Origin of the sequence: Cupriavidus sp. HPC(L), from assembly GCF_000307735.3 — a bacterium.
Taxonomy (GTDB): Bacteria; Pseudomonadota; Gammaproteobacteria; order Burkholderiales; family Burkholderiaceae; genus Cupriavidus.
This window is the reverse complement of the sequence record NZ_AMPR02000430.1, coordinates 1-21,514: the sequence shown is the minus strand read 5'-3', so window position 1 is coordinate 21,514 and position 21,514 is coordinate 1. Positions and strand designations below refer to the sequence as shown.

Genomic DNA, 21,514 nt, shown 5'->3' with positions numbered 1-21,514 from the left:
CAGCTCGGCGGGAAAGCCCAGCGCATCGAGCCAGTCGAGCCGATAGCGGTGCTCGGCAAGCACATAGGCGCTGCACGAGGTGGCGTTGGTCGGCGTCGTCACGACGGCGCGCTCGCTCGACAGATGCCAAAGCAGCCAGCTGTCGATCGTGCCGAAGGCGAGCCGCCGCGCGCGCCACGCATCCGCGATCGCCGGCGTCTCGCGCAGATGCCGCGCGGCCCACAGATAGGGCGAGCGCACGCCGGCCGGGCGGCCGACGGTGGGCCGCAGTTTCGCATCCCAGTCGGCGGCAAGGCGATCCAGTTCGGCGGCGTAGCGCGTGTCCTGCCACACCATCGCGGGCACCAGCGCGCGGCCCGTGGCGGTATCCCACAGCACCGCGGTGGCGCGCTGCGTCGCGATGGCGAGCGCCACCACGCGCAGTCCTTGACGATCGGCGTGAGCCAGCGTCGCGCGGCACACCGCCAGCGTCTTGTCGAGCAGCACGTTTGCATCCTGCTCGACCACGCCGGGGCGCGGCGAATCGACGTTCAGCGTCGTGTATTCGAGGCACGAGACATGGCCGTCCGCGCCGACCAGCGCGGCACGGGTGCCGGAGGTGCCTTCGTCGATGGCGAGAATGACGTCGGTGGTGCGGGTCATGGCCGGGACTTCTCGATGGCGGGATTCAGGAAGGGCGAGGCCGCATCCGCGTCGCCGCGGAACTGCGGGGCATCGGCCTCGTTGTCAGGATGGACGGCCGTGCGGGTCGGATCCCAACGGATCGCAAAGCAAATCACGCTGGCGATCAGCGGCACCACCGACAGGATCAGGAAGGTCTTCTCCAGCCCGTACTCGGCGCGGAACAGCGGGAAGACCAGCAGCCCCAGCGCGGCGCCGATCGCGCCGAGCGCGCCGATCACGCCGTTGGCGCCGGCGCGCAGCTCGCTGCGGAAGGACAGCGACGACAGGCTCTTGCCGTTGGCGCCCGGGCCGCCGGAATGGAACAGGATGAACAGCGACGGCACCACCACCGCGACCCACAGCGGCATCTTGCCGTTGAACAGGCCCAGCACCAGCAGCATGGCGAACACCGCGGCAAAGCCGAACGCGGAGGCGCGGCGCAGGCCCAGCTTGCGGCCGATCGTCGGCGACAGGAAGCCGCCGACGATGCCGCAGACGTTGAAGACGAGCGCGCCGATGGTCGCGTAGACGAAGTCCTTGCCGAACAGCGCGGCGCTGATCAGCGGCAGGTACCAGCCGATCGCGAAATACTGGATCGACTGGCCGATCTGCACGGTCGCAGCCAGGATCGTGCGCGGCAGATAGATGCCGCGGAAGATCAGCAGCACATTGGCCAGGCCGCGGCGGGCCTGGTTCAACACCGGAATGCGTTCGGCCGGCGGCGCAGCGGTGAAGGGCCGGCCATAGATGCGCGTCATGGCCTGCGCGGCGGCGTCGAGCCGTTCCTTGCGGGCGAGCCAGGTCGGGCTCTCGACCAGGAACAACAGCTGCAGCACCAGGATCGCCACGCCGAAGATCGCGGTGGCCGCCACCGAGTAGCGCCAGATCGCGTCGCCGACCTGCCACGAGTGGAACAGCAGCGCCAGCAGCAGATTGGTGCAGACGGCCGTGTACCACATGCCTTGCCAGGTATTGAGCCGGCTCTTGAGCTTGACCGGCGTGAACTCGGCCAGCACGGCCATCGCGATGGCGAAGTCGATGCCGTAGGCGGCGCCGACAAAGAAGCGGCCGACCAGGATCACTTCAAAGGTCGGCGCGAATACGACCAGCACGGCGCCGACCACGGCCAGCACCTTGGCCAGCACCAGCGGGCGCACGCGGCCCCAGCGGTCGGCCATCCAGCCGCCGATCGGATTGAACGCGATCGCTACCCACGAGGCGAACGAGGTCAACAGCGCGACCTGTGCCGGGGCGAGCGCGAGATCGCGCGTCATCGGCCCCAGGCCGGCGCTCAATGCGGAATTGGAAAAGGCGTCGAGAAACAGTCCACCGAGTGCGAGCCACCAGATCAGGCCGGCTCTGCCCCGTATACCTGGACAGGAATCGATATAGGCGATGACATCGTCGATGCCACGAAGGCGGATGGCAGGCGCTTGCACGGCGGTCTCCTTTCATTGTTCTGTAAGAGGCCGCAGCAAACTGCACGCGCTAAGAGACCATCCTACAGATGGTCTCTTATCTGAATCTGCTCGGCCAATGTAGGCCGTCGGACTTGATCAGTCAAGCGGGAAAACCCTGCCGGCGCCATTTCGGGAACGGCGGGAAAGCCGGGATGTCGATCACGTATGCACGGCTCGGCGACGGCCGAGACGACACGTAGATGGAGGGCGACATGTCGCATCTGAACCCGGAACAACTGGCCGCGCTGCGCGGACGGCTGGACGCGCGCGAGCGGGAACTGCAGCCGCTCTATCAGCAGGGGCGCGACCGTCCATCCAGCAACCCGGCCAGGGAGCCGCAGGACCTCGTCGACACCGCCGAGGGCGTCAACGAGGAGCTCGACCGCGCCGCGTTGCAACAGCACTACCGCGGCGAACTGGACGACATCGCGCAGGCGCGCGAGCGCATGGATGCCGGCGAATACGGCGTCTGCCAGGACTGCGAGCAGGAGATTCCGTACGAGCGCCTGCTCGCCAATCCGACGGCAACTCGCTGTGCGCCGTGCCAGGAACGGCGCGAGCGCACGTTCGCCACGTAGGCCGCCGGCTCGCGCCTGCCCGTGCACGCGAGCGGGAGCGCAAGTGGACGGCTGCCACCGCTCAGGCCATCACTGCCATCGCTGGTAGGGCCTGTCGCGCCTGCAGTTCCGCGGGCTTGATCTCGCCGAACGGCGACAGCAGCGCGGGATCGAAGGCACGCGGTGCGACGCCTTTCGCCACGCGCATCGGCCAATCGGGATTGGCCAGCGCGCCGCGGCCCAGCGCGACCAGGTCGGCGCCATCGGCCAGCGCGTCTTGCGCTCGCGCCGGATCGTGCAGGCTGCCGTTGGCGATCACGGTCAGATGCGGCGCGGCAAGCCGCGCATGCTGGACCAGCGTGCGCGTGTCGCCGGGGAAGGCAGGCTGCCAGGCCTCGAACTCCGTCACGTGCAGGAAGTCGATGCCCGTCGCGGCCAGCGTGCCGAACACGATCGCCGCGCCCTCGGCTCCCTCGGCCCACTTGTGCGTGAAGTCATTGACCTTGCCTTGCGAAATGCGCACGCCGACAGGAAAGGCGTCGCCGACCGCGGCACGGACGGCGCGCGCGGTCTGCCCGGCGAGCCGGATGCGCTGGCCGATGGCGCCGCCCCAGGCATCGTTGCGCCGATTGGTGTAGTCGGTCAGGAACTGGTCGAGCAGATAGCCGTTGGCGCCGTGGATCTCGATACCGTCGAAGCCGGCGATGTCCCTCGCCAGCCGGGCCGCCTCGGCGAAGCCGTCAATCGCCGCGTCGATCTCGTGCGGCTCGATCGCGCGCGGCGTGCGATAGGGCCCGTTGCCGCGATAGACGCCCATCTGCTCGCCCTTTGGCGTAATGGCGGACGGACCCACCGTCTCGTCGCGGAAGCGATTGGCCTGCGACAGCGCCCCCGCGTGCATCAGCTGCACGAAGATGCGGCCGCCGGCATCGTGCACGGCGTCGGTGACCGCGCGCCAGGCGCGTGCCTGTTCGATGTCGGTCAGGCCGGGCTGCCCGGCATAGCCCTGCGCATAGGCGCGGTCGGTGTAGGTGCCTTCGGTGACGATCAGCCCGAAGCCGCCGCGCGCGAAGCCCGCGTAGTAGTCGACCATCGCCGGCGTGGGCACGCCCTCGGGCGTCGCGCTGATGCGCGTCATCGGCGCGACGACGAGGCGGTTGGGCAGGGCGATGCCGTTGATATCGAGCCGATCGAACAGCGTCGGTCGTGCCTGGGCGTTCATGCAGGCTCTCCTTCGGCCACGGCGATGGCCTCGATCTCGATCAGCGCCTCGGGCGAATACAGGCTGGAGATCTCGACGATGGTGTCGGCCGGATAGGGCGCCGAAAACCATTTGCGGCGCAGCGCGACGATCTTGCCGAAGTTGTCCATCGACTTCAGGAAGATCGTGACCTTGGCCACGCGGTCCAGGCTCGAGCCCGCGGCTTCGAGCGCGCGTTGCAGGTTGCGGAAGGCCTGCTCGGCCTGCTTGTCGAAGTCGCCGCGGCCGACGATGTTGCCGTCGTCGCCGATGGCGGCCTGCCCCGAGATAAAGACCAGGTTGCCGACGCGGATGCCTTGCGACAGCAGGAACGGCGCGTACGGATCGGGGTTGGTGCGAACTTGTTCGAGCAGCATGGGGAGACTCCAGGGTAAAGTTGAGGGAATTTCATCCGTCAGGCGGCCATCGCAAACACTATCGCGTTGCCCCGCGGAGAATGGTCCCAGTATCGTGATCCCATGCAGAGCCGACAAATGGTCAAATCTCAAGATATGGATGAGTTTGGCTCATCCGTGACGACATCATGCGGCGCCTGCCTCCACTGAGCGCGCTGCGCGCCTTCGAGGCGGCCGCCAGGCGCATGAGCTTCAAGCGGGCGGCCGACGAATTGAACGTGACCGCGACGGCGATCAGCCACCAGATCCGTCTGCTGGAGCAATGGCTCGGGGTCAGGCTGTTCGAGCGCGAAACGCGCAAGGTCGACCTGACCGCGAGCGGACGGCTGCTGTTTCCGGCGATCCGCGACGGGCTCGATGGCTTCGAGCGTGCCGTAGCGGCGGTACAGCGGCAGCGCGCGGCCAATATCGCCACGCTGTCGTCGACGGTGGCCTTCGTCGCCAAGCGGCTCGCGCCGCGCGCAGGGTCGTTTCGCGCCGCGCATCCGGACTGGACGCTGCGGCTCGATGCGTCGAACGCCGTCGTGGACCTCGACAGCGATGCCGACGTGGCGATCCGCTATGGCGGCGGCCACTATCCGGGGCTGACGGTCGAGCCGCTGTTCCAGGACCGCTTTGCGCCGGTCTGCAGCCCGCACCTGAAGCTGTCGTCGCTGGCCGATCTGCGCGACGCCGAACTGATCCATTTCGAATGGGGCGCCGGCGTGCGGCAGGACCCGCGCGCCGCGGTCTGGCCGCACTGGCTCGAACGCGCGGGCGCCGACGGGGTCGACGGGTCGTCGGGGCTGTCCTTCACCGACGAGATCCACGCGATCCAGGCCACCATCGCGGGGCAGGGCGTCGGCTTGCTGAGCCTGACGCTGGTCGCCGAAGAACTGGCCTCCGGCGTGCTGGTGCAGCCGTTCGAATTGTCGCTGCAGAGCTTCCGCTACGACCTGGTCTACAGCCCGCGCGCGGCAGAACGGCCAGCCACTCGGCTGGTGCGCGACTGGGTTCACGCCGAGTTTGGCGCCGTACCGCCGGAAACGGCCTTGACGCCCGGCTAGAATGGCGCGCATGCAATCTGAGCACTCCTGACAAACGGGCAACCGACGATGACGAGTACAGCGACGCCGGTGTTCTGGCGCGATCCTTCCCTGTCGTTTATCGAGGCGCGTTGGATCGAGGACGGCCGCCGCATCCGCTACGGCGCGCATTCGCACGAGACCTTCTCGATCGGTGCGGTGACCGGCGGCCGCAGCGTCTACGTCAGTGGCCGCATGCGCGCCGGTGTCGGTGCCGGGGCCGTCGTGCTGATGAATCCCGAAGAGGTGCACGCCTGCAATCCGCTCGACGATGCGCCGTGGTCGTATCGGATGCTGCATGTCGACGCTGGCTGGCTGGGCGCGCTGCAGCACGATCTGGGCTTCGACCGCAACAGCGACTTCCAGGCGTTTTCGACGCGGGTCAGCGACGATGCCGCGCTGCATCGCGCGTTGGGCCGCTTCCATGCCTTGCTGACGGACGAGGGCATCGAGCCGATGCGCAAGGAGGAGGCTGCCATTGCGTTTTTTTCGGAGGTGCATCGGCGTCTTCTGCCAGCGCCGAGGCCGCGGTCTTCCGATACCGGCGAGAACGGAGCGCATCGCCACTGGCCGGCATATCGGCTGCGGCGCGCCGCCGAATATATCGACGCCAATTTCGCGCGGCCGCTGCGGCTTGGCGATATCTGCGCCGCCGCGCAGTTGTCCGAATCGCATCTGATCCGCGCCTTCAAGCAGCACTATGGGCTGACGCCGCACGCCTATCTGGTCAATCGGCGCGTGCAGTACAGCCGCAGCCAGCTCAAGCGGGGCCGCGCGATTTCGGATGTCGCGCTGGAAGCGGGATTCGCCGATCAGGCCCACCTGCAACGGGTGTTCAAGCGAATGGTCGCCGCCACGCCGGCGCAATATCAGCGCATGCGCTGAGACCGGCTCGCGGCCGACGGGGCTTCAACGCTCGACCAGAAACAGGGCGCTGGCGACCAGCAGCAGCGCCATCGCGCGATTGAAGAGGCGCACGCGGCGCGCATCGCGCAGATAACCGCGCAGGAACGCCCCGGCATAGGCCCAGCAGGCGATCGACAGATAGCAGACCACGAAATAGATCGCCGCGAAGCGCCACACCTGTACGCCGGCGCCATCGGCCGCGTAGACGCCGATGCCGGCCACCGACGCCAGCCAGGCCTTGGGATTGAACCATTGCATCGCCGCGCCATACAGGAACGACGGCCCTTTGCCGCCGCCGCTCGCCTCGATTGCTCCCTCGTCGGTAGCCAGCTTCCACGCCATGAACAGCAGGAAGGCGATGCCGCCCCAGCGGATCGCCGTCGTCAACGCGGGCCACTGCGTCAGCAGTCGATGCATGCCCAGGCCGACCAACAGCAGCAGCACGGAAAAACCGACGGTCGCGCCGGTGACATGACGCAGGCTCGCGCGCAGGCCGTGCTGCGCCCCGGCGCTGAGCGCCACGATATTGACCGGCCCGGGCGTGATCGAGGAGACCAGGGCAAAGGCGGCCATGGACAGCAGCAGGGGCAGAGAGGCCATCGTTGCGCTCCGGATTGGACGATGGCGCATGCTAGAAGCGGCCGTGGGTCGCTGTATTGAACAAAACTGCTTCGGCAAAAAAACGGGCTTCCGAAGAAGCCCGCATCAGTTCCGGCGTGTGCCGGGGTGGAGATCGATCAGGCGGGTACCTGCGTGCCGGCTGCCGCCGCCTCCTCCTTCGAGAACAGCCGTCTGGATGTCGCCACATGCCCCGCCAGCACCGGCCGCAGCACCATCAGCGCCAGGAAGGCCGCGATCAGATCCATGGTGGCCACCGTGTACAGCACGGTAGACCAGGTACCGGTTGCCTCCATGATCAGGTTGCCGATCGGCACGAACAGCGCGCCGATGCCCTTGGCGGTATAGAGCACGCCGTAGATCTTGCCGATGTGCTTGGTGCCGAAGGCATCCCCGGCCAGCGCGGAGAACAGCGAGTAGACCTCGCCCCAGGCCAGGAACACGACGCCGGACAGGATCAGGAAGGCATACGGGTTGTGGCCGAAGTACCCCAGCGCGATGATGCCCATCCCCTCCAGCGAGAAGGCGATCACCATGGTTTTCTCGCGGCCGATATGGTCGGAGATCCAGCCGAACAGCGGACGCGAGATTCCGTTCATCACGCGGTCGAGCATCAGTGCCAGCGGCAGGGCGGCCATCACGAAGAAGTGCAGGTCGACCTGGAAGTCCTTGACGCCGAGGTCCTTGGCGATGACGCCCAGCTGTGCCACGGCCATCATGCCGCCGGTGACCACCAGCACGAACATCACCAGCATCAGCCAGAACAGCCTGGTGCAAAGCGCTTCCTTCAACGTGTAGTCGCGCGTGGCCTGCGCCAGCTTGTTCGATGCCTTGACCTCGGTTGCCTTCGGCGAGCGCAGGAACCAGGCGGCCGCGAACGCCAGCGTGCCTTGCAGCACCCCGAAGAACAGGAAGGTGTGCTGGAAGCCCGAGGACTCGATCATCGCCGCGATCGGCAGGATCGTGGCGGCCGAGCCGGCGCCGTAACCGCCCGCGGTCAGGCCGACCGCGAGACCGCGGCGGTCGGGGAACCACTTGATCGCGTTGTTGATGCACGTCGCGTAGATCGAACCCACGCCAAGCCCGCCGACCGCGGCGCCGACGTAGAAGCCCATCAGCGTGGTGGCCTGCGAGTTGATGACCCACGAACTACCCATCAGCAAGGCGCCGAAGGCGACCATCATCCGCGGCCCGAACTTGTCGATGAAATAGCCCTCGATCGGCGCCAGCCAGGTCTGCACCAGCACGAACACCGTGAAGGCGATCTGGATATTGGCGCGCGACCAGCCGAAGGTTTCCTGGATTTCCGGGACGAACAGCGTCCAGGCGTATTGGATGTTGGCGGTGGCGACCATGCAGATGACGCCAACGATCAGCTGTGTCCAGCGCGTCTTTTCGGAGACCTGTGGATTGGGGCGGAATGCCGCCGTCGACGAATTATTCATGGCGCACTCCTTCAATCGTTTGATCCTGCCTGTCCGAATGTGCGGTGCCGCACCTCGGCTGGGATATCGTCGCTAGCATTTCAATGTCTCCTGTATCGTTGGCTTCTATGTCCGTTACACATCCGCTCCTGAAACAAAAAACCCTGCGCTATTGCGCTGCCGGCGGCGGCAGGCGCGATCGGAACTGAAGGATGGGGCGAAGCGGGCTTGCTTAAACTGATCTGGCGGCGATGGACGACCCGGTCGAATCGTTTTCCATGCATTCCTCCTGCCGTTGGTGTCCCTCTGTTGGGGTGCCGGTTGCCATCACGGACATCGCCCCGCTCGCATTGGGTGTGGCGATGGGTTACAAGGTATGTGATATATCAATTAAGTCAAGTGAAAGGGATGGCAGGGTTTTCACCAGCAGGGATTCATTCCGGAAATCACTATGCTGCGCCGCTTCAGATGAATGGCGAATGATTATGGAAAATAAAATGATTGGCTGTTGAAAATATTTGGCGACGCGGTTTCCATGGTGATGCGGCGCAATATTGGATGCCGCCGGGAGCGCTGCCGGGAAGATTATTGATTTGATTTGTTTTTTCGCTCGCCATTTTCCTGGCGATATTGCATGTCATTATCGGCGGAGGCGCGCCGGCACCATGAATAATCGCCACCAATGCCGATTGCGCATCGCCGGCTTGCCGGTATCGCGGTAGATTGACGCTCTCGATGGCGAGGGCACGCGGCCCATGACAGAAGACCGCGCCTGCCCAAGCCTGTCTGCACAAAGGAGGGCGAACATGAATCCATCGGCATCCCCGGGCGGCACTCCGCAATCCGCCGACGTCCAGCTGGTCGCGTGGTCCTGGCTGACCCGCACCGGCCTCGATGTGGCCGCCGTGACCCGCACCGCGGATCGCGTACGGGTCGAAGGGCGGGTCCAGGCCCAGTGGGACGACGGCCCGCTGGAACTGGCCTATCGGCTCGAGTGCGAGGCGGACTGGCGCTTTGTCCGGCTCGAGGCCCGCACCGTGTACCAGGGCGATACGCGGGCCCTGGAGCTGGCGTGGGACGGCAGGCAGTGGACCGATGAGCAAGGTCCGCGCGACGACCTTACCGAGGCCGGCTATATCGACATCATGGCCACCCCGATCACCAACACGCTGCCGGTGTGCCACGCCAGCTGGGAGCCGGGCGTCGCCCAGGTCTTCACGATGGCCTATGTCCGCCTGCCCGAACTGCGGGTCGAGCCGGTCCGGCAGCGCTACACCTTGCTGGCCACGGACACGGACGGTTGCCGCCGCTTCCGTTATGAGACGCTCGGGCCCGCAGGGGAGCGTCAGCAGGCCGGCAGCGGCCTGGGCGGCTACCACGGCCAGGATTCGTCGTTCACCGCCGAGTTGACGGTCGATGCCGGGGGCCTCGTCATCGGCTATCCCCCGTATTGGGACCGGATGCCGGCGGCACGGGCGCTGGCCGCGAGCGGACCCTGACCCTTCGGCAGCACGGCGCTGTCACAAACGGGCCTCGCCAGACGTCTTGTGTGTGACTGGCTGCTACAGTGCCACGCCGGCACCGCAGCGGCGCCATGGTCGCGCGACGGTTGCGCCATGGCATTGACCCTTGACGATCTGGAATGCGATGACCCGCCCATCCGATACCCGCGATCGGCCGGACCCGGCCGCTTATGCCGCCACCGCCGCCACCGCCGCGCCCGCCGATCCCGCCACGCTGACCTTCGCCCGGATGCGGCCGCGCCTGCACGGCATCGCCTATCGGATGCTGGGCACGGTGGCGGAAGCGGAGGACGTGGTGCAGGACGCCTGGCTGCGTTGGCATGAGGCCGACCGCGGCGGCATCGACAACGCCGAGGCGTGGCTGGTCACCGTCACGACGCGGCTATCGATCGACCGGCTGCGCATGGCCAAGGTCCAGCGCGAGCACTACGCCGGCATCTGGCTGCCGGAACCCGAGCTGTCGGAATCGCCCGCGACCCCCGAGCAGCTGACCGAGCGGGCCGACGACCTGTCGGTGGCCTTCCTGATGCTGCTGGAACGTCTGACCCCGGAGGCGCGCGCGGCCTTCCTGCTGCGCGAAGTCTTCGACGCCGACTACGCGGACGTGGCCCGCACGATCGGCAAGAGCGAGGCCGCCTGCCGCCAGCTGGTCAGCCGCGCCAAGGTGCAGCTGCGCGACGAGCGGCCGCGCTTCGCCGTCCCGCGCGAGACGCATCTGCGTCTGCTGCAAGGGTTTGCCCAGGCGATGGAGCGCGGCGACATGGCGGCATTGCAGTCGATGCTGGCCGAGGACGCGGAGCTGATCGGCGATGGCGGCGGCAAGGTGCCGAGCTTCCCCAAGCCGCTGGTCGGCGGCTGGCGCATCGCCAAGGTGTTCGCGGTCAGCGCGCAGCGCCCCGGCGCTGCGGTCAGCGTCGAACTGGCACTGCTCAATGGCGACTGGGCGTTGCTGCGCTTTGTCGACGGCCAGCTGGAATCGGCGCAGTGCTACGAGACCGACGGCGAGCGCATCGTCCGCATCCACGCCCAGCGCAATCCCGACAAGCTGCTGCGCATCGCGCTCGCGCGCGGCGCCTGCTGAGCGCCTGCATGTTCGTTCATTTCAGGGGCGCGTGGCCGCTGGCCGCCGCCGTGATAACCGCCGCGCTCCCCCCGGTGCGCACCCATTTGGACCAGGAGAAAGCCATGACCCAACGCCTGAACTACATCCAGCAATCGCCCGAACTGTTCAAGGCCTATCTGAACTTCAGCCAGGCGATCGATGGCGGCGCCATCGAACGATCGCTGCTCGACCTGGTGTCGATCCGCGCGTCGCAGCTCAATGGCTGCGCGTTCTGCCTCGACATGCACGTCAAGGAAGCCAAGCTGCACGGCGAGCGCGAACTGCGCCTCTACCATGTCGCGATCTGGCGCGAGTCGGCGCTGTTCTCGCCGCGCGAGCGTGCCGTGCTGGAATGGACCGAGACGCTGACGCAGTTGCCGCCGCACGGCGTGCCGGACGACATCTACACGCGGGTGCGCGAGCAGCTGTCGGAGAAGGAGCTGTCCGACCTGACCTTCGCGGTGATGGGCATCAACGGCTGGAACCGCGCCAACGTCGCGTTCCGCACGGTGCCGGGTTCGGCGGACAAGATGTTCGGACTGGACAAGGCCGGGCTCGAATAACGGCCCACCGGCCACACTGGAAAAACCGCTCCGTGGTTCCCCGCGCAGGCAGGGACCCAGCGGCTTCAAAAGACGCTGGGTTGCCGCGTTCGCGGGAACGACCCGAACATCCTCACGCCAGCCGGAACAGCCCCACCGCGCCCGCCAGCTTGTTCGCCTGCGCCTGCAGCGCTGACGCGGCCGCCGACGATTGTTCGACCAGCGCGGCGTTCTGCTGCACCATCTCGTCGAGCTGGCCGACCGCCTGGTTGACCTCCTGAATGCCGCGCGTCTGTTCGACCGCGGCGCTGGAGATCTCCGAAATCACCGTGCTGACCTGCGACACATTGCCGACGATCGCCGTCATGGTCTCGCCGGCCCTGCGCACCTGGCCCGAGCCGGAAGCCACCTCGCCGACCGTGGACTCGATCAGCGTCTTGATCTCCTTGGCCGCCTGCGCGCTGCGCTGGGCCAGTCCGCGCACCTCGCCGGCGACCACCGCGAAACCGCGGCCCTGATCGCCCGCGCGGGCCGCTTCGACGGCGGCGTTCAGCGCCAGGATATTGGTCTGGAAGGCGATGCCCTCGATCACGCCGATGATGTCGGAGACCTTGGCCGAGGCGTGCTCGATCTTGTCCATCGTGCCGATGACCTCGCCGATCACCACGCCGCCTTCGGAGGCGATCTTCGAGGCAGCGACCGCGGAATCGTCCGCCTGCCTGGCCGAGGTGGCCGACTGCGCGACGGTGGCAGTGATCTGCTCCATCGACGCGGCGGTCTGCTGCAGGCTCGCGGCCGCCGATTCGGTGCGCTGCGACAGATCCAGGTTGCCAGCGGCGATCTCGTCGGCCGCATGGCGCACCGATTCGCTGGCATCGCGGATCTGGCGCATCACGGTGCAGAGCTTGTCGACGAAGGTATTGAAGGCCCGGGCGATCTGCGCGACCTCGTCCTTGCCGTCGGCCGGCAGGCGCCGCGTCAGGTCGCCATCGGCGGAGCCGATCGCATCCATCACGTCGCGCACCTGCGACAGGCGGCGGAACGAGGCCGCCGTCGCCATGCCGGCCAGCGCGGCCGCGGCCAGCGCGATGACGACCAGCGTCAGCGCCGAGGCCATCAGCACCGAACGCATGCCGGCGGTTGCATCGGTCTTGTCCAGCGCGATCACCGCGATCCAGTCAGTGTTCGGAATCGCGCGGGCGCGCAGCAGCTTGGCGGCGCCGCCGACCTGCACTTCGGTCGGCGCGGCGGCCGTCAGCAGCGCGGCCAGTCGCGCGGCGTCCAGGCCCGGCACCAGATCGGCGACGGGTTTGAGCGTCAGCTTGTCATCGGGATGCGCCACGATCAGGCCGGCCTGCGTCACCAGCATGCCGAAGCTCGAGGGCGTCGGGTGGATCGCCTTGACGTTGGCGATCACGCGGTCCATCGCCACGTCGCCCGACACCACCGCCTTGACGCCGCCGTCGGCAATCACGGGCGCGGCGAAGGCCACCACCAGCTTGCCGCTGCCGGCATCGACATAGGGCGGCGTCACCACCGGCTTGCCCGCGGCGGCGGCCTGGCGATACCACGGGCGGCCGGTCGGATCGTAGCCCGGCGGAATGCCGGTCGGGTTGGAGAACATCGCCCGCTTGTCGTCATAGCCGACATAGACGTTGGTGAAGCCGCCGGCGTCCGCGACCTGCTTCAACGCGGCGGACGGGTCGGCCTGCAGCACCGCATCGCGCAGCGACGCAATCATTCGGCCATGGCTGTCGACCCAGTCGGCAATCGCGCCGACATGGCCCGCCTGCAGCGCGGTCAGCGAATCGTCGATCGCCGTGTCGTTGTAGGAGTCGGCGACCACATAGTTGATGGCGGCATTGACCGCGAGCGCGGCCACGACGATAGCCACGCACAGCGCCACGATGCGCGAGCGGATGGAGGAGAACATACGAAGCAATTCCAGGAAATGGCGCCGGTGCAAGGGGGAGCCAACGGCCCCTCGGGGACACTCGCGGCGGCGCCTGCGCGGCTAACGGCGCGCAGCGGCGGATATTCACCCTCGGCTTGACAGGGAAATACAAATGTGATTTGAGAGGCAGTTTGCGAGGCCGCGCGGTACGCCCCGGCAGCGGTTCGCGGGGCATCGGCGTGGTGACTACTCCTGTCGGGGGGAGTGACCGGATGTACTTTGGTAATACAATCGCGGGTTTCGAAAATCAAAAGAACACGGGTAAGGTCAACAAGGGGAGCGTCAATTCGCGACCGACATCGATACGGGTTCGGTCGCCCGGCGGTCAGCGCCGTCGCCGTGCCCGCGCATGCCAACGTGCGCGGGCACATTGACCGGCGCGCTGCCGCGGGAAGCCTCAAGGTCTGCGCAAAGCCGTCGATAACCGCTAGCAGCGCCAATCGGCTTCCTCATCCGCACCAAGTTTCGGCATACGGCAAGTCGGCCCGGACGCCTTCGCGCGCCCGTGGGCCGCTGCGCGCCGTCTGTCGGTATATCCAACACCTCGCATGGCATGTGAATTCGCAATCCGCGGCTGGGCCGCGTGTGCGCCGCAACTGCATACCGCCCGGCAATGGGAGGCATGGAGCCGCGCGCCATGGCTTCCCCAGGATGGCGAGGTGCCGGCGGTGGCGGGCATGGCCCCGATGCTGCGGCGCCGGCTCGGTGAACTGGGCCGTGTGGCCCTCCATGCCGCCTACGCGTGCGAGGCACCGGCGGACATCCCCGCGGTTTTCGCTTCGCGCCATGGCGAAGTTTCCCGCTCTGCGCTGATGCTCGAGGAGCTGGCCGCCGGCGCGCCGCTGTCGCCGACCGGCTTCGGCCTGTCGGTTCACAACGCGATCGGCGCGCTCCATTCGATCGACCAGCGGCGTCCGGCCGTGCTGCAGGCGATCGCCGCCGGCCGCGAGACCGCCGAGACGGCATTGGTTGAAGCCTGCGCCCTGCTGGCCGATGGCCACGAGGAAGTGCTGGTGGTGTGTTACGACGCGCCGCTGCCGCCGTCCTACGCGATGTTCGCCGATGAGCCGCAGGCACTGTATGCCTGGGCCTGGCGCATTGCTGCGCCAGGCGCCGATGCGCCGCGCTGGTCGTTGACATGCGATGGGGACGAACCATTGGGTCCCCATCACGCTGTCGGCGTCGAATCGCCATGCAATACCGGCGTGCCGCTGCCGCACGGGCTCGAGGTACTTCGCTTCATGCTGGCGCGATCCGCGGTGCTGTGCCATCGCGGCGGCGGTCGTAGCTGGACCTGGCGGCATCATGGTTGAGCGGCTCGATCGCGGCTGGCGCATTTGTGCGACCGGCATATGTTTCGCGTGCTTCGGGGTGGGTGGACTGGCGCTGCGCGTGCTGGTGTTTCCGCTGCTGTCGCTGCTGCTGCGGCCGTCGCCGGTATGCCAGCGTGCTTGCAAGAACCTGATCCACCATGTGTTCCGATTGTTCGTCTGGCTGATGGCGAGCGTCGGCGTGATTCGCTACGAGGTTCGACATGCGGAGCGTCTGCAACGCTCCGGCCTGCTCATCGTGGCAAATCACCCGTCGTTGATCGACGTGGTGCTGCTGATCTCGCAAGTGCGGCGAGCCGACTGCGTGGTCAAGGCAGCGCTGATGCGCAATCCCTTCACGCGTGGTCCGGTGCGCGCCACCGGTTATGTCTGCAACGACGCTGGTCCGGGCATGGTCGATGCATGTATTGCGTCGCTGCGCGCAGGCAACAATCTGGTCATCTTCCCCGAAGGAACCCGTACCGACCCGTGCGGCCTGCCGCGTCTGCAGCGGGGCGCGGCCAATATCGCCGTGCGGGGCGGGTTTGCGTTGACGCCTGTGACGATCCGCTGCACGCCGCCGACTCTGACCAAAGGGGAGAAGTGGTATCGGGTGCCAGTGCGGCGGCCCTGCTTCGTGCTCCATGTGCACGAGGACGTGCCTGTCGAACACTGGGTCGCTCCCGATACCGAACCGATGCAGGCGGTGCGCGACGTCACGCGCGCGTTGGCAGAGTTTTTTATCCAGGAGGTACGCCGTGAAGGCGCTTGAACAAGAAATCAAGGAACTGATCGTTGCCTCGCTGTCGCTGGAAGATATCCGCCCCGCGGACATCGACAGCGATGCGATGCTGTTCGTCGAGGGGCTTGGCCTTGACTCGATCGACTCGCTAGAACTCGGGCTGGCCGTGCAGAAGCGCTACGGTGTCGCGATGAGCGGCGACAAGGAGGAGATGCGCAAGCATTTCAGCAGCGTCGCGGCGTTGGCGCGATTCGTAGCGGCCCAGCGCACGCCGGAGCCTGCCTGAGGTAGCTGTCGCGAGCCCCGTTGCAACCCCTGTTGCAATTCCCATCCCCTGCGAAGACATCAAGCCAAAGATCATGACTCACGAAGAGATTTTCGCGCGCGTCGCGGCGGTCCTGGAAGAGACGTTCGAAATCGATGCCGAACGCATCCGTCCGGACGCACGCCTGTACGAGGACCTGGACATCGACAGCATCGACGCGGTCGATCTGCTGGTCAAGCTCAAGCCGATGCTGAACAAGCCGCTCAAGCCCGAGCAGTTCAAGTCGGTGCGTACCGTGCAGGACGTGGTGGCGGCGCTGGCGCTGCTGATCGACGCCTCGCCTACGCCGGCGGAGGTGTAAGTCTCGATGGCACCCGGCACCGGCTGGCGCGTGCCGCCCCGCATGCTGCTGGCGGGGGCGGCCACGCTGCTCTATCCGCTGATCGTCTACGCTGGGCTGCGCCATGCGTCGCCGCGCGTGGCCGCGTTCGCGCTGGTGGGCGTGGCGCTGCTGCGCGCCAGCACGCTGCGCGGCAAGCCGGCCTGGATCGCAATGGCGGCCGCGGCGTTGTTGCTGGCGGTCGCGGTGTTCCTGTCCGGCGAGACGCTGCCGCTCAAGCTGTATCCAGCGCTGGTCAATGGCGTGATGCTGGCCGTGTTCGGATGGAGCCTGTTGCATCCGCCCACGCTGGTCGAGCGTATCGCGCGCCTGCGCGAGCCGGAGCTGCCGCCCAGCGGAGTGGCCTACACGCGCCGCGTGACCATCGCCTGGTGCCTGTTCTTCGTTTTCAACGGCGCGCTGGCGCTCGCGACCGCCTGGTGGGCCAGCGACGCGGTCTGGGCGCTGTACAACGGCGGCATCGCCTATGTGCTGATCGCGCTGATGTTCGCCGGCGAATGGCTCGTGCGGCGACGCGTGCTGGCGAGGAAGCATGATGAGTGATTGTGTTGGCCTCCACGAACTGGTGTCGCGACTGGCGCGCACGCCGGACGCCACCGTCGCCAGCGGCCTCGGTGCGGCGGCCTTCGTGCAACGTGTCGCCGCATGGCGCGACGCGTTCGGCGCGCGCCAGGGCGTCCGCTGGGCGCTCTATCACGACGCCGCGCCCGAATTCGCTGCGGCGCTGTTCGGTGCCTGGCACGCCGGCAAGCACGTCGTGCTGCCAGGCGATACGCGGCCCGAGACACTGGCCGCACTGCGTCCGTTCGTGGACGGCTTCGCCGGCGAGTTGGCCGATGGCCTGCTGCCCGATCCTGGTGTCCAGTCGCAAGCGGACCGGTTGGCCGAGGTCCTGTCCTGGCCGCCGCTGTGTCCTCGGTTGACCACGGTGACGCTGTTCACATCCGGATCGACGGGCGTCCCCACCGGCCTGCCCAAACGCCTGGACCAACTCGACTGCGAGGTGAGAGCGTTGCAGGGGGCGTTCGGCGCCGCGCTGTCCGCCGGCACGGAGGTGCTGACGACGGTGTCGCATCAGCACATCTACGGCCTGCTGTTCTGCGTGTTATGGCCCCTGGCCGCGTTCCGCCGGATGCCGGCGGTACGCTTTGCCTTCCATGAAGAGATCGTCCGCACCGCGCCGAGCGTATCGCCTGGCGCGGTGCTGGTCAGCAGCCCGGCGCATCTGCGCCGGATGCCGGCCTCGCTCGATTGGGCAAGCGCACGGCGGGCGCTGCGGGCCGTGTTCTCGTCGGGCGGTCCGTTGCCGGCGGACGCCGCCGCGGACGCGCATGCGCATCTCGGACGTTGGCCCATCGAGGTCTACGGCAGCTCGGAGACCGGGGGAATCGCGTGGCGCACCGCCAGCGGTGGAAACCTCGCCTGGACGCCGCTGCCCGGCGTCGAATGGCGCATCGAAGGCGGCCTGCTCGCCGTCCGCTCCGGCCATCTGGCGCAGCCGGGCTGGGTGGTCGGCAGCGATCGCGTCGAAGCGGCAGACGGCGGCAGTTTCGTGCTGGCCGGGCGCGCCGATCGCATCGTGAAGATCGAGGAAAAACGCGTGTCGCTGACCCGCATCGAACAATTGCTGGTGGCCTCGCCGCTGGTCGAGGAGGTGCGCGCGCTGACCGTCGAGCTCGACATCGGTCTGCGTACCGCGGTGGTCGCGGTGCCAGCCCCCGCAGGTGCCGCGCTGCTCACCGACGCCGGCCGGCCGGCACTGATCGCGGCATTGCGCGCGCTGCTGGTACAGGCGCTGGAGCCGATCGCTTTGCCGCGCCGCTGGTGCTTCCCGGCCGCGCTGCCCTGCAACGCGCAGGGCAAGACGACCGAGGCGATGCTGCGCGAGATGGTGCGTGGCGTGCTGCCGCGGGTGCAATGGCTGCCCGCCGAAGCACCGGGGCGTGCCGCGGCATGGCTTGGCATCGACGCGGACCTCGCGGTGTTTGATGGCCACTTCGAGCACGCGCCGATCGTGCCAGGCGTGGCGCAGCTGGACTGGGTGATGACGCTCGCCGCGCAGTCGCTCGAAGTACCACCGCGCAGCGCGTTCCGCCAGCTCGACGCCCTCAAGTTTCAGCAGGTGATTCGTCCCGGCGATGTCGTCCGCGTCGATCTCGACTGGCAGCCGGAGCGCAACACGCTGACGTTCAAGCTGGCGTCGGATGCCGGTCAGCATGCCAGCGGCCGCGTCGTATTCTGTGCCGTCCCGGGAGCCGGCGATGTTTAGACCGGTCGTGTTGATCCCTGTGTACAACCACGAGCACGCGGTCGGGCAAGTTCTTGCCGCGGTGCTCGCGCATCCGGTGCCGTGCCTGCTCGTCGACGACGGCAGCGCGCCGGCGTGCGCGCAGGTATTGCGCGAGCTGGCCGCCAGCCATCCGGACCGTGTCGAGCTGCTGCGGCTGCCCACCAACCAGGGCAAGGGTGGGGCCATTATCGCGGGCGCGCGGCATGCGCGGCAGCGCGGCTACAGCCATGTGCTGCAGATCGACGCCGATGGCCAGCACGACAGTGCTCGCGTCGCCGATTTCCTGGCGCTTGCCGAGGCGAGCCCCGAGGCGCTGATCTGCGGTTGTCCGGTCTATGACGAGTCGGTACCGCGCGCGCGGCTGGTGGGGCGCTACTTGACCCATATCTGGGTGTGGATCAACACGCTGTCATTCGCAGTGCGCGACGCGATGTGCGGACTGCGGGTCTATCCGCTGGCCTCGCTGGTCCCGCTGGTGGAGAGCGTGCCGCTGGGTCGCCGCATGGAGTTCGACATCGAGGTGCTGGTGCGCATGGTCTGGCGCGGCGTGCGCATCGTCAACGTGCCGGTGCGCGTCACCTATCCCGCCGACGGCGTGTCCCACTTCCGCATCTGGCGCGACAACGCGCTGATCTCCGGCATGCACGCGCGGCTGTTCGCCGGCATGCTGATGCGCGCGCCACTGCTGCTCGCGCGCAAGGTCGGCTGGGGGACCGCATGAACCCGTCCGCATCGAGCAGCCGGTGGTCGCCGCATTGGGCCGATATCGCCGAGTCCACCTGCGTCTGGGGCATCTGGTCGTTGTACGCGGTCAATCGGCTATTCGGCCGGGCGCTGTTCCGTGTGCTGCTGTATCCCGTCGTGATCTATTACTGGCTGGCCAGGCCCGCCGCGCGACGGGCCTCGCTGGACTTCCTGCGGCACGTGCACCGGTACAGCGGCGCATGCGGCGCGGAGCCGGGTCTGCGCCACAGCCTGCGGCATCTGATGTCGTTCGCCGAGACGCTGCTCGACAAGATGCTCGCCATCGGCGGCCGGTACCATTTCAACGCGGTGCGCCGGGAGGGCGCAGAACTGATGGCGCGGCAGCGTGACAGCGGACGCGGCGCGGTCATCGTCACCGCCCACATGGGCTGCCTCGAACTGTGCCGGGTGGTGTCCACCCACAAGGCAGGGCTGCGCGTCAATGTGCTGGTGCACACGATGCACGCCGAGCGCTTCAACCGGATTCTGGCCCGGCTCGATCCGCAATCGGTGGTGCAGCTGATCCAGGTCACCGAGATTACGCCGGCGACAGCGCTGATGCTGCAGCAGAAGATCGAGGCCGGCGAGTTCGTTGCCATTGCGGGCGATCGCGTGCCGCTGGAAGGCGGCCGCAGCGTGACGGTCTCCTTCCTGGGCGCACCGGCCCGAATGCCGATCGGGCCGTACGCGCTGGCGGCGCTGCTTCGTTGCCCGCTGCTGGCGATGAGCTGCGTGCGAGCCGGCGATGGCCATCTGCTGCGCTTCGCAAAACTGGCCGATGCGATCGTGCTGCCACGCGGCGCGCGGCAGCAGGCGCTGACGGACCATGCGCAGGCCTATGCCGACTGGCTGGCCATGCAGGTCTGCGCCGCGCCCTACGAATGGTTCAATTTCTACGATTTCTGGAGCGACGCCGGCGACGGCGACGCCCACTGAGCAACGCCTCCATGTCGATCCCGCCGTCCTCAGCGCACGCACCGCTCGCCCATGAACTGGTACTGAGCCCCGCCTTCCACGACCTCGATCCGATGGACGTAGTCTGGCATGGCAACTACGCACGCTATTTCGAACTGGCCCGTTGCGCGTTGCTGGCCCGCTTCGATTACGACTATCCGGCGATGCGCGATTCCGGCTACGCCTGGCCCGTCGTCGACATGCGAATCAAGTACATTCGGCCGCTGGTCTATGGGCAGCAGACCATTGTGCGGGCCACCATCGCCGAGTGGGAGCACCGGCTCAAGATCGACTACGAGATCCGCGACGCGGCGACTGGCCAGCGGCTCACGCGTGGCTACACGATCCAGGTGCCGGTGGAGATGGCTACCGGCGAAATGAGCTATGTCTGCCCGCCAGTGCTGGCCGAGCGGTTGGGAGTGGCGTCGTGAAGGCGCAGTGTTGGCGGGTCGCGTCGGGCATGACGCGGTGCTTCCTTCTTGTGGCGATCGCACTTGGCAGCGCTTCTGCAAATGCCGCCAGCATGCTGGACCAGGTCGCGGTGCGGCTCGACGATGCGCCGGTGATCCGGGGCCGGTTCGAGCAGACCCGCAAGGTTGCAGGCTTTGCCATGCCGCTGGTCTCGCGCGGCGACTTCGTGCTGGCACGCGGCCGCGGCTTGCTCTGGCAGACGCGCGCGCCGATCGCGTCCAGCCTGTTGCTGACGCCGCGGGGCCTGACCATGCGCGGGGCCGACGGCAGCGTCCAGCAGCAATTGCAGGCCGATGCGCAACCGGGCATGCGTGCGGCGCTCGAAGCCATCCTTGCCGTGCTGCGTGCAGATGCGCCCGCGCTGGCGCAACGCTTCGCCATGACCGGCGAAGTGCATGGCAAACAGGGCTGGAGACTTGCGCTGACGCCCACCGATGCCGACATGCGCAGGGTATTGAAGCGAGTGGACCTGGAAGGCGACCGCTTCGTCCGCGAGGTGCGCCTGCAGGAGGCAAGCGGCGACAGCACCGTGGTGCGCCTGTTTGCGCCGATGGCGGCCGGTGCCGACGCGGCCCGGGAGATCGACGTTGACTGACGTTGCGATCGCCGTGCGGAGCACGCCCGGGCCGACGCGCATGGCCCGGGCGCTGGCGCTCGTCTGGCTGCTGCTGGCGATTGGCCTGGTCGTGCACCAGCTGCAGTTCTGGCGCGAGGCGCGGCTGGATACCGATGTGCTGGCGCTGCTGCCGGTGACCGAGCGCACCGCGATCGCGGACCGCGCGTTGCGGCAACTGGCTGACAACGCCGAGCGCGAGGTGATGGTGCTGGTGGGCGCGCCGGACTGGCCGCGTGCCCGGGCGGCGGCTCAG

At 67.6% G+C, this 21,514-nt stretch carries 24 protein-coding genes and 1 pseudogene; 17 read left to right on the top strand and 8 right to left on the bottom strand.

All coding sequences use genetic code 11. From position 1 onward, the window contains the following. Window positions 1-642, bottom strand: a 642-nt coding sequence (locus tag B551_RS20220) for an FGGY family carbohydrate kinase (RefSeq protein ID WP_023264884.1), incomplete at its 3' end; no start/stop codon positions are given. After that, window positions 639-2,102 carry an MFS transporter gene (locus B551_RS20215; RefSeq protein WP_006576596.1) on the bottom strand — a complete coding sequence of 488 codons (1,464 nt, stop codon included), beginning with the start codon at window positions 2,100-2,102 and terminating at the stop codon, window positions 639-641. The genes B551_RS20215 and B551_RS20220, both read right to left, overlap by 4 nt. Before the next feature lie 233 nt (window positions 2,103-2,335). Between B551_RS20215 and B551_RS20210 the strand changes: the two genes are divergently transcribed. Then, on the top strand, window positions 2,336-2,701 hold the full coding sequence (locus B551_RS20210) for a TraR/DksA C4-type zinc finger protein (protein WP_043441772.1): 366 nt from the start codon (window positions 2,336-2,338) through the stop codon (window positions 2,699-2,701). A 61-nt stretch (window positions 2,702-2,762) separates the two neighbouring features. On the opposite strand, the gene B551_RS20205 is transcribed toward B551_RS20210, so the two are convergent. Then, window positions 2,763-3,902 (bottom strand): tRNA-dihydrouridine synthase, encoded by a 1,140-nt coding sequence (locus B551_RS20205; RefSeq protein ID WP_006576594.1) that lies wholly within the window; start codon window positions 3,900-3,902, stop codon window positions 2,763-2,765. Beyond that, window positions 3,899-4,297 (bottom strand): RidA family protein, encoded by a 399-nt coding sequence (locus tag B551_RS20200; RefSeq protein ID WP_006576593.1) that lies wholly within the window; start codon window positions 4,295-4,297, stop codon window positions 3,899-3,901. Before B551_RS20200 ends, B551_RS20205 begins: the two co-directional genes overlap by 4 nt. A 167-nt stretch (window positions 4,298-4,464) precedes the next feature. Between B551_RS20200 and B551_RS20195 the strand changes: the two genes are divergently transcribed. Beyond that, window positions 4,465-5,382 carry a LysR substrate-binding domain-containing protein gene (locus B551_RS20195; RefSeq protein ID WP_006576592.1) on the top strand — a complete coding sequence of 306 codons (918 nt, stop codon included), beginning with the start codon at window positions 4,465-4,467 and terminating at the stop codon, window positions 5,380-5,382. Between the two features lie 48 nt (window positions 5,383-5,430). Further along, complete coding sequence (locus B551_RS20190; RefSeq protein WP_023264881.1) at window positions 5,431-6,285, top strand: AraC family transcriptional regulator; 855 nt, start codon at window positions 5,431-5,433, stop codon at window positions 6,283-6,285. A 24-nt stretch (window positions 6,286-6,309) separates the two neighbouring features. Here the strand turns inward: B551_RS20190 and B551_RS20185 are convergent, their stop codons facing one another. From B551_RS20185 to B551_RS26225, 3 genes are all read right to left on the bottom strand, one after another. Then, window positions 6,310-6,897, bottom strand: a complete 588-nt coding sequence (locus B551_RS20185; RefSeq protein ID WP_157072050.1) for a LysE family translocator — start codon at window positions 6,895-6,897, stop codon at window positions 6,310-6,312. 146 nt (window positions 6,898-7,043) lie between these two features. Beyond that, a complete protein-coding gene (gene oxlT / locus B551_RS20180; protein ID WP_006576590.1) occupies window positions 7,044-8,369 on the bottom strand; it encodes an oxalate/formate MFS antiporter in 1,326 nt (441 codons plus the stop codon). A 443-nt stretch (window positions 8,370-8,812) separates the two neighbouring features. Further along, window positions 8,813-9,028 carry a hypothetical protein gene (locus tag B551_RS26225; protein ID WP_157072049.1) on the bottom strand — a complete coding sequence of 72 codons (216 nt, stop codon included), beginning with the start codon at window positions 9,026-9,028 and terminating at the stop codon, window positions 8,813-8,815. Window positions 9,029-9,154: 126 nt separating this feature from the next. On the opposite strand from B551_RS26225, the gene B551_RS25250 reads away from it, so the two are divergent. The 3 genes from B551_RS25250 (at window position 9,155) to B551_RS20165 (ending at window position 11,536) form a co-directional block, all read left to right on the top strand. After that, window positions 9,155-9,847: a putative glycolipid-binding domain-containing protein gene (locus tag B551_RS25250; protein ID WP_006576589.1), complete on the top strand. Its 693-nt coding sequence runs from the start codon at window positions 9,155-9,157 to the stop codon at window positions 9,845-9,847. Window positions 9,848-9,995: 148 nt separating this feature from the next. After that, a complete protein-coding gene (locus B551_RS20170) occupies window positions 9,996-10,952 on the top strand; it encodes an RNA polymerase sigma-70 factor (protein ID WP_083492684.1) in 957 nt (318 codons plus the stop codon). A gap of 104 nt (window positions 10,953-11,056) precedes the next feature. Continuing rightward, on the top strand, window positions 11,057-11,536 hold the full coding sequence (locus B551_RS20165; protein WP_006576587.1) for a carboxymuconolactone decarboxylase family protein: 480 nt from the start codon (window positions 11,057-11,059) through the stop codon (window positions 11,534-11,536). Window positions 11,537-11,648: 112 nt separating this feature from the next. On the opposite strand, the gene B551_RS20160 is transcribed toward B551_RS20165, so the two are convergent. Continuing rightward, entirely contained in the window at window positions 11,649-13,448 is a 1,800-nt protein-coding gene (locus tag B551_RS20160; protein WP_023264878.1) for a methyl-accepting chemotaxis protein, read from the bottom strand. A gap of 569 nt (window positions 13,449-14,017) precedes the next feature. Here B551_RS20160 and B551_RS20155 point away from each other — a divergent pair. The 11 genes and pseudogenes from B551_RS20155 to B551_RS20105 form a co-directional block, all read left to right on the top strand. Further along, the gene (locus tag B551_RS20155; protein ID WP_023264877.1) at window positions 14,018-14,782 is read left to right on the top strand and encodes a beta-ketoacyl synthase chain length factor; all 765 of its coding nucleotides are present in this window, start codon (window positions 14,018-14,020) and stop codon (window positions 14,780-14,782) included. After that, window positions 14,775-15,551: a 1-acyl-sn-glycerol-3-phosphate acyltransferase gene (locus B551_RS20150; protein ID WP_023264876.1), complete on the top strand. Its 777-nt coding sequence runs from the start codon at window positions 14,775-14,777 to the stop codon at window positions 15,549-15,551. Before B551_RS20155 ends, B551_RS20150 begins: the two co-directional genes overlap by 8 nt. Then, the gene (locus tag B551_RS20145) at window positions 15,538-15,807 is read left to right on the top strand and encodes a phosphopantetheine-binding protein (protein ID WP_006576952.1); all 270 of its coding nucleotides are present in this window, start codon (window positions 15,538-15,540) and stop codon (window positions 15,805-15,807) included. The genes B551_RS20150 and B551_RS20145 overlap by 14 nt, the downstream gene beginning before the upstream one ends. A 73-nt stretch (window positions 15,808-15,880) precedes the next feature. Next, on the top strand, window positions 15,881-16,147 hold the full coding sequence (locus B551_RS20140) for an acyl carrier protein (RefSeq protein WP_006576953.1): 267 nt from the start codon (window positions 15,881-15,883) through the stop codon (window positions 16,145-16,147). A gap of 6 nt (window positions 16,148-16,153) precedes the next feature. After that, complete coding sequence (locus B551_RS20135) at window positions 16,154-16,729, top strand: hypothetical protein (protein WP_006576954.1); 576 nt, start codon at window positions 16,154-16,156, stop codon at window positions 16,727-16,729. Then, the gene (locus B551_RS20130) at window positions 16,719-18,455 is read left to right on the top strand and encodes an AMP-binding protein (protein ID WP_253281384.1); all 1,737 of its coding nucleotides are present in this window, start codon (window positions 16,719-16,721) and stop codon (window positions 18,453-18,455) included. Before B551_RS20135 ends, B551_RS20130 begins: the two co-directional genes overlap by 11 nt. Continuing rightward, a complete protein-coding gene (locus B551_RS20125) occupies window positions 18,448-19,197 on the top strand; it encodes a glycosyltransferase family 2 protein (protein WP_023264875.1) in 750 nt (249 codons plus the stop codon). Before B551_RS20130 ends, B551_RS20125 begins: the two co-directional genes overlap by 8 nt. Next, on the top strand, window positions 19,194-20,156 hold the full coding sequence (locus tag B551_RS20120) for a lipid A biosynthesis acyltransferase (RefSeq protein ID WP_006576957.1): 963 nt from the start codon (window positions 19,194-19,196) through the stop codon (window positions 20,154-20,156). The genes B551_RS20125 and B551_RS20120 overlap by 4 nt, the downstream gene beginning before the upstream one ends. A gap of 11 nt (window positions 20,157-20,167) precedes the next feature. Beyond that, window positions 20,168-20,605, top strand: a complete 438-nt coding sequence (locus tag B551_RS20115; RefSeq protein WP_006576958.1) for a thioesterase family protein — start codon at window positions 20,168-20,170, stop codon at window positions 20,603-20,605. A 92-nt stretch (window positions 20,606-20,697) separates the two neighbouring features. Further along, entirely contained in the window at window positions 20,698-21,240 is a 543-nt protein-coding gene (locus B551_RS20110; protein ID WP_006576959.1) for an outer membrane lipoprotein carrier protein LolA, read from the top strand. Further along, window positions 21,233-21,514, top strand: a pseudogene (locus tag B551_RS20105) (hypothetical protein); the annotation flags it as partial. The gene B551_RS20110 and the pseudogene B551_RS20105, both read left to right, overlap by 8 nt.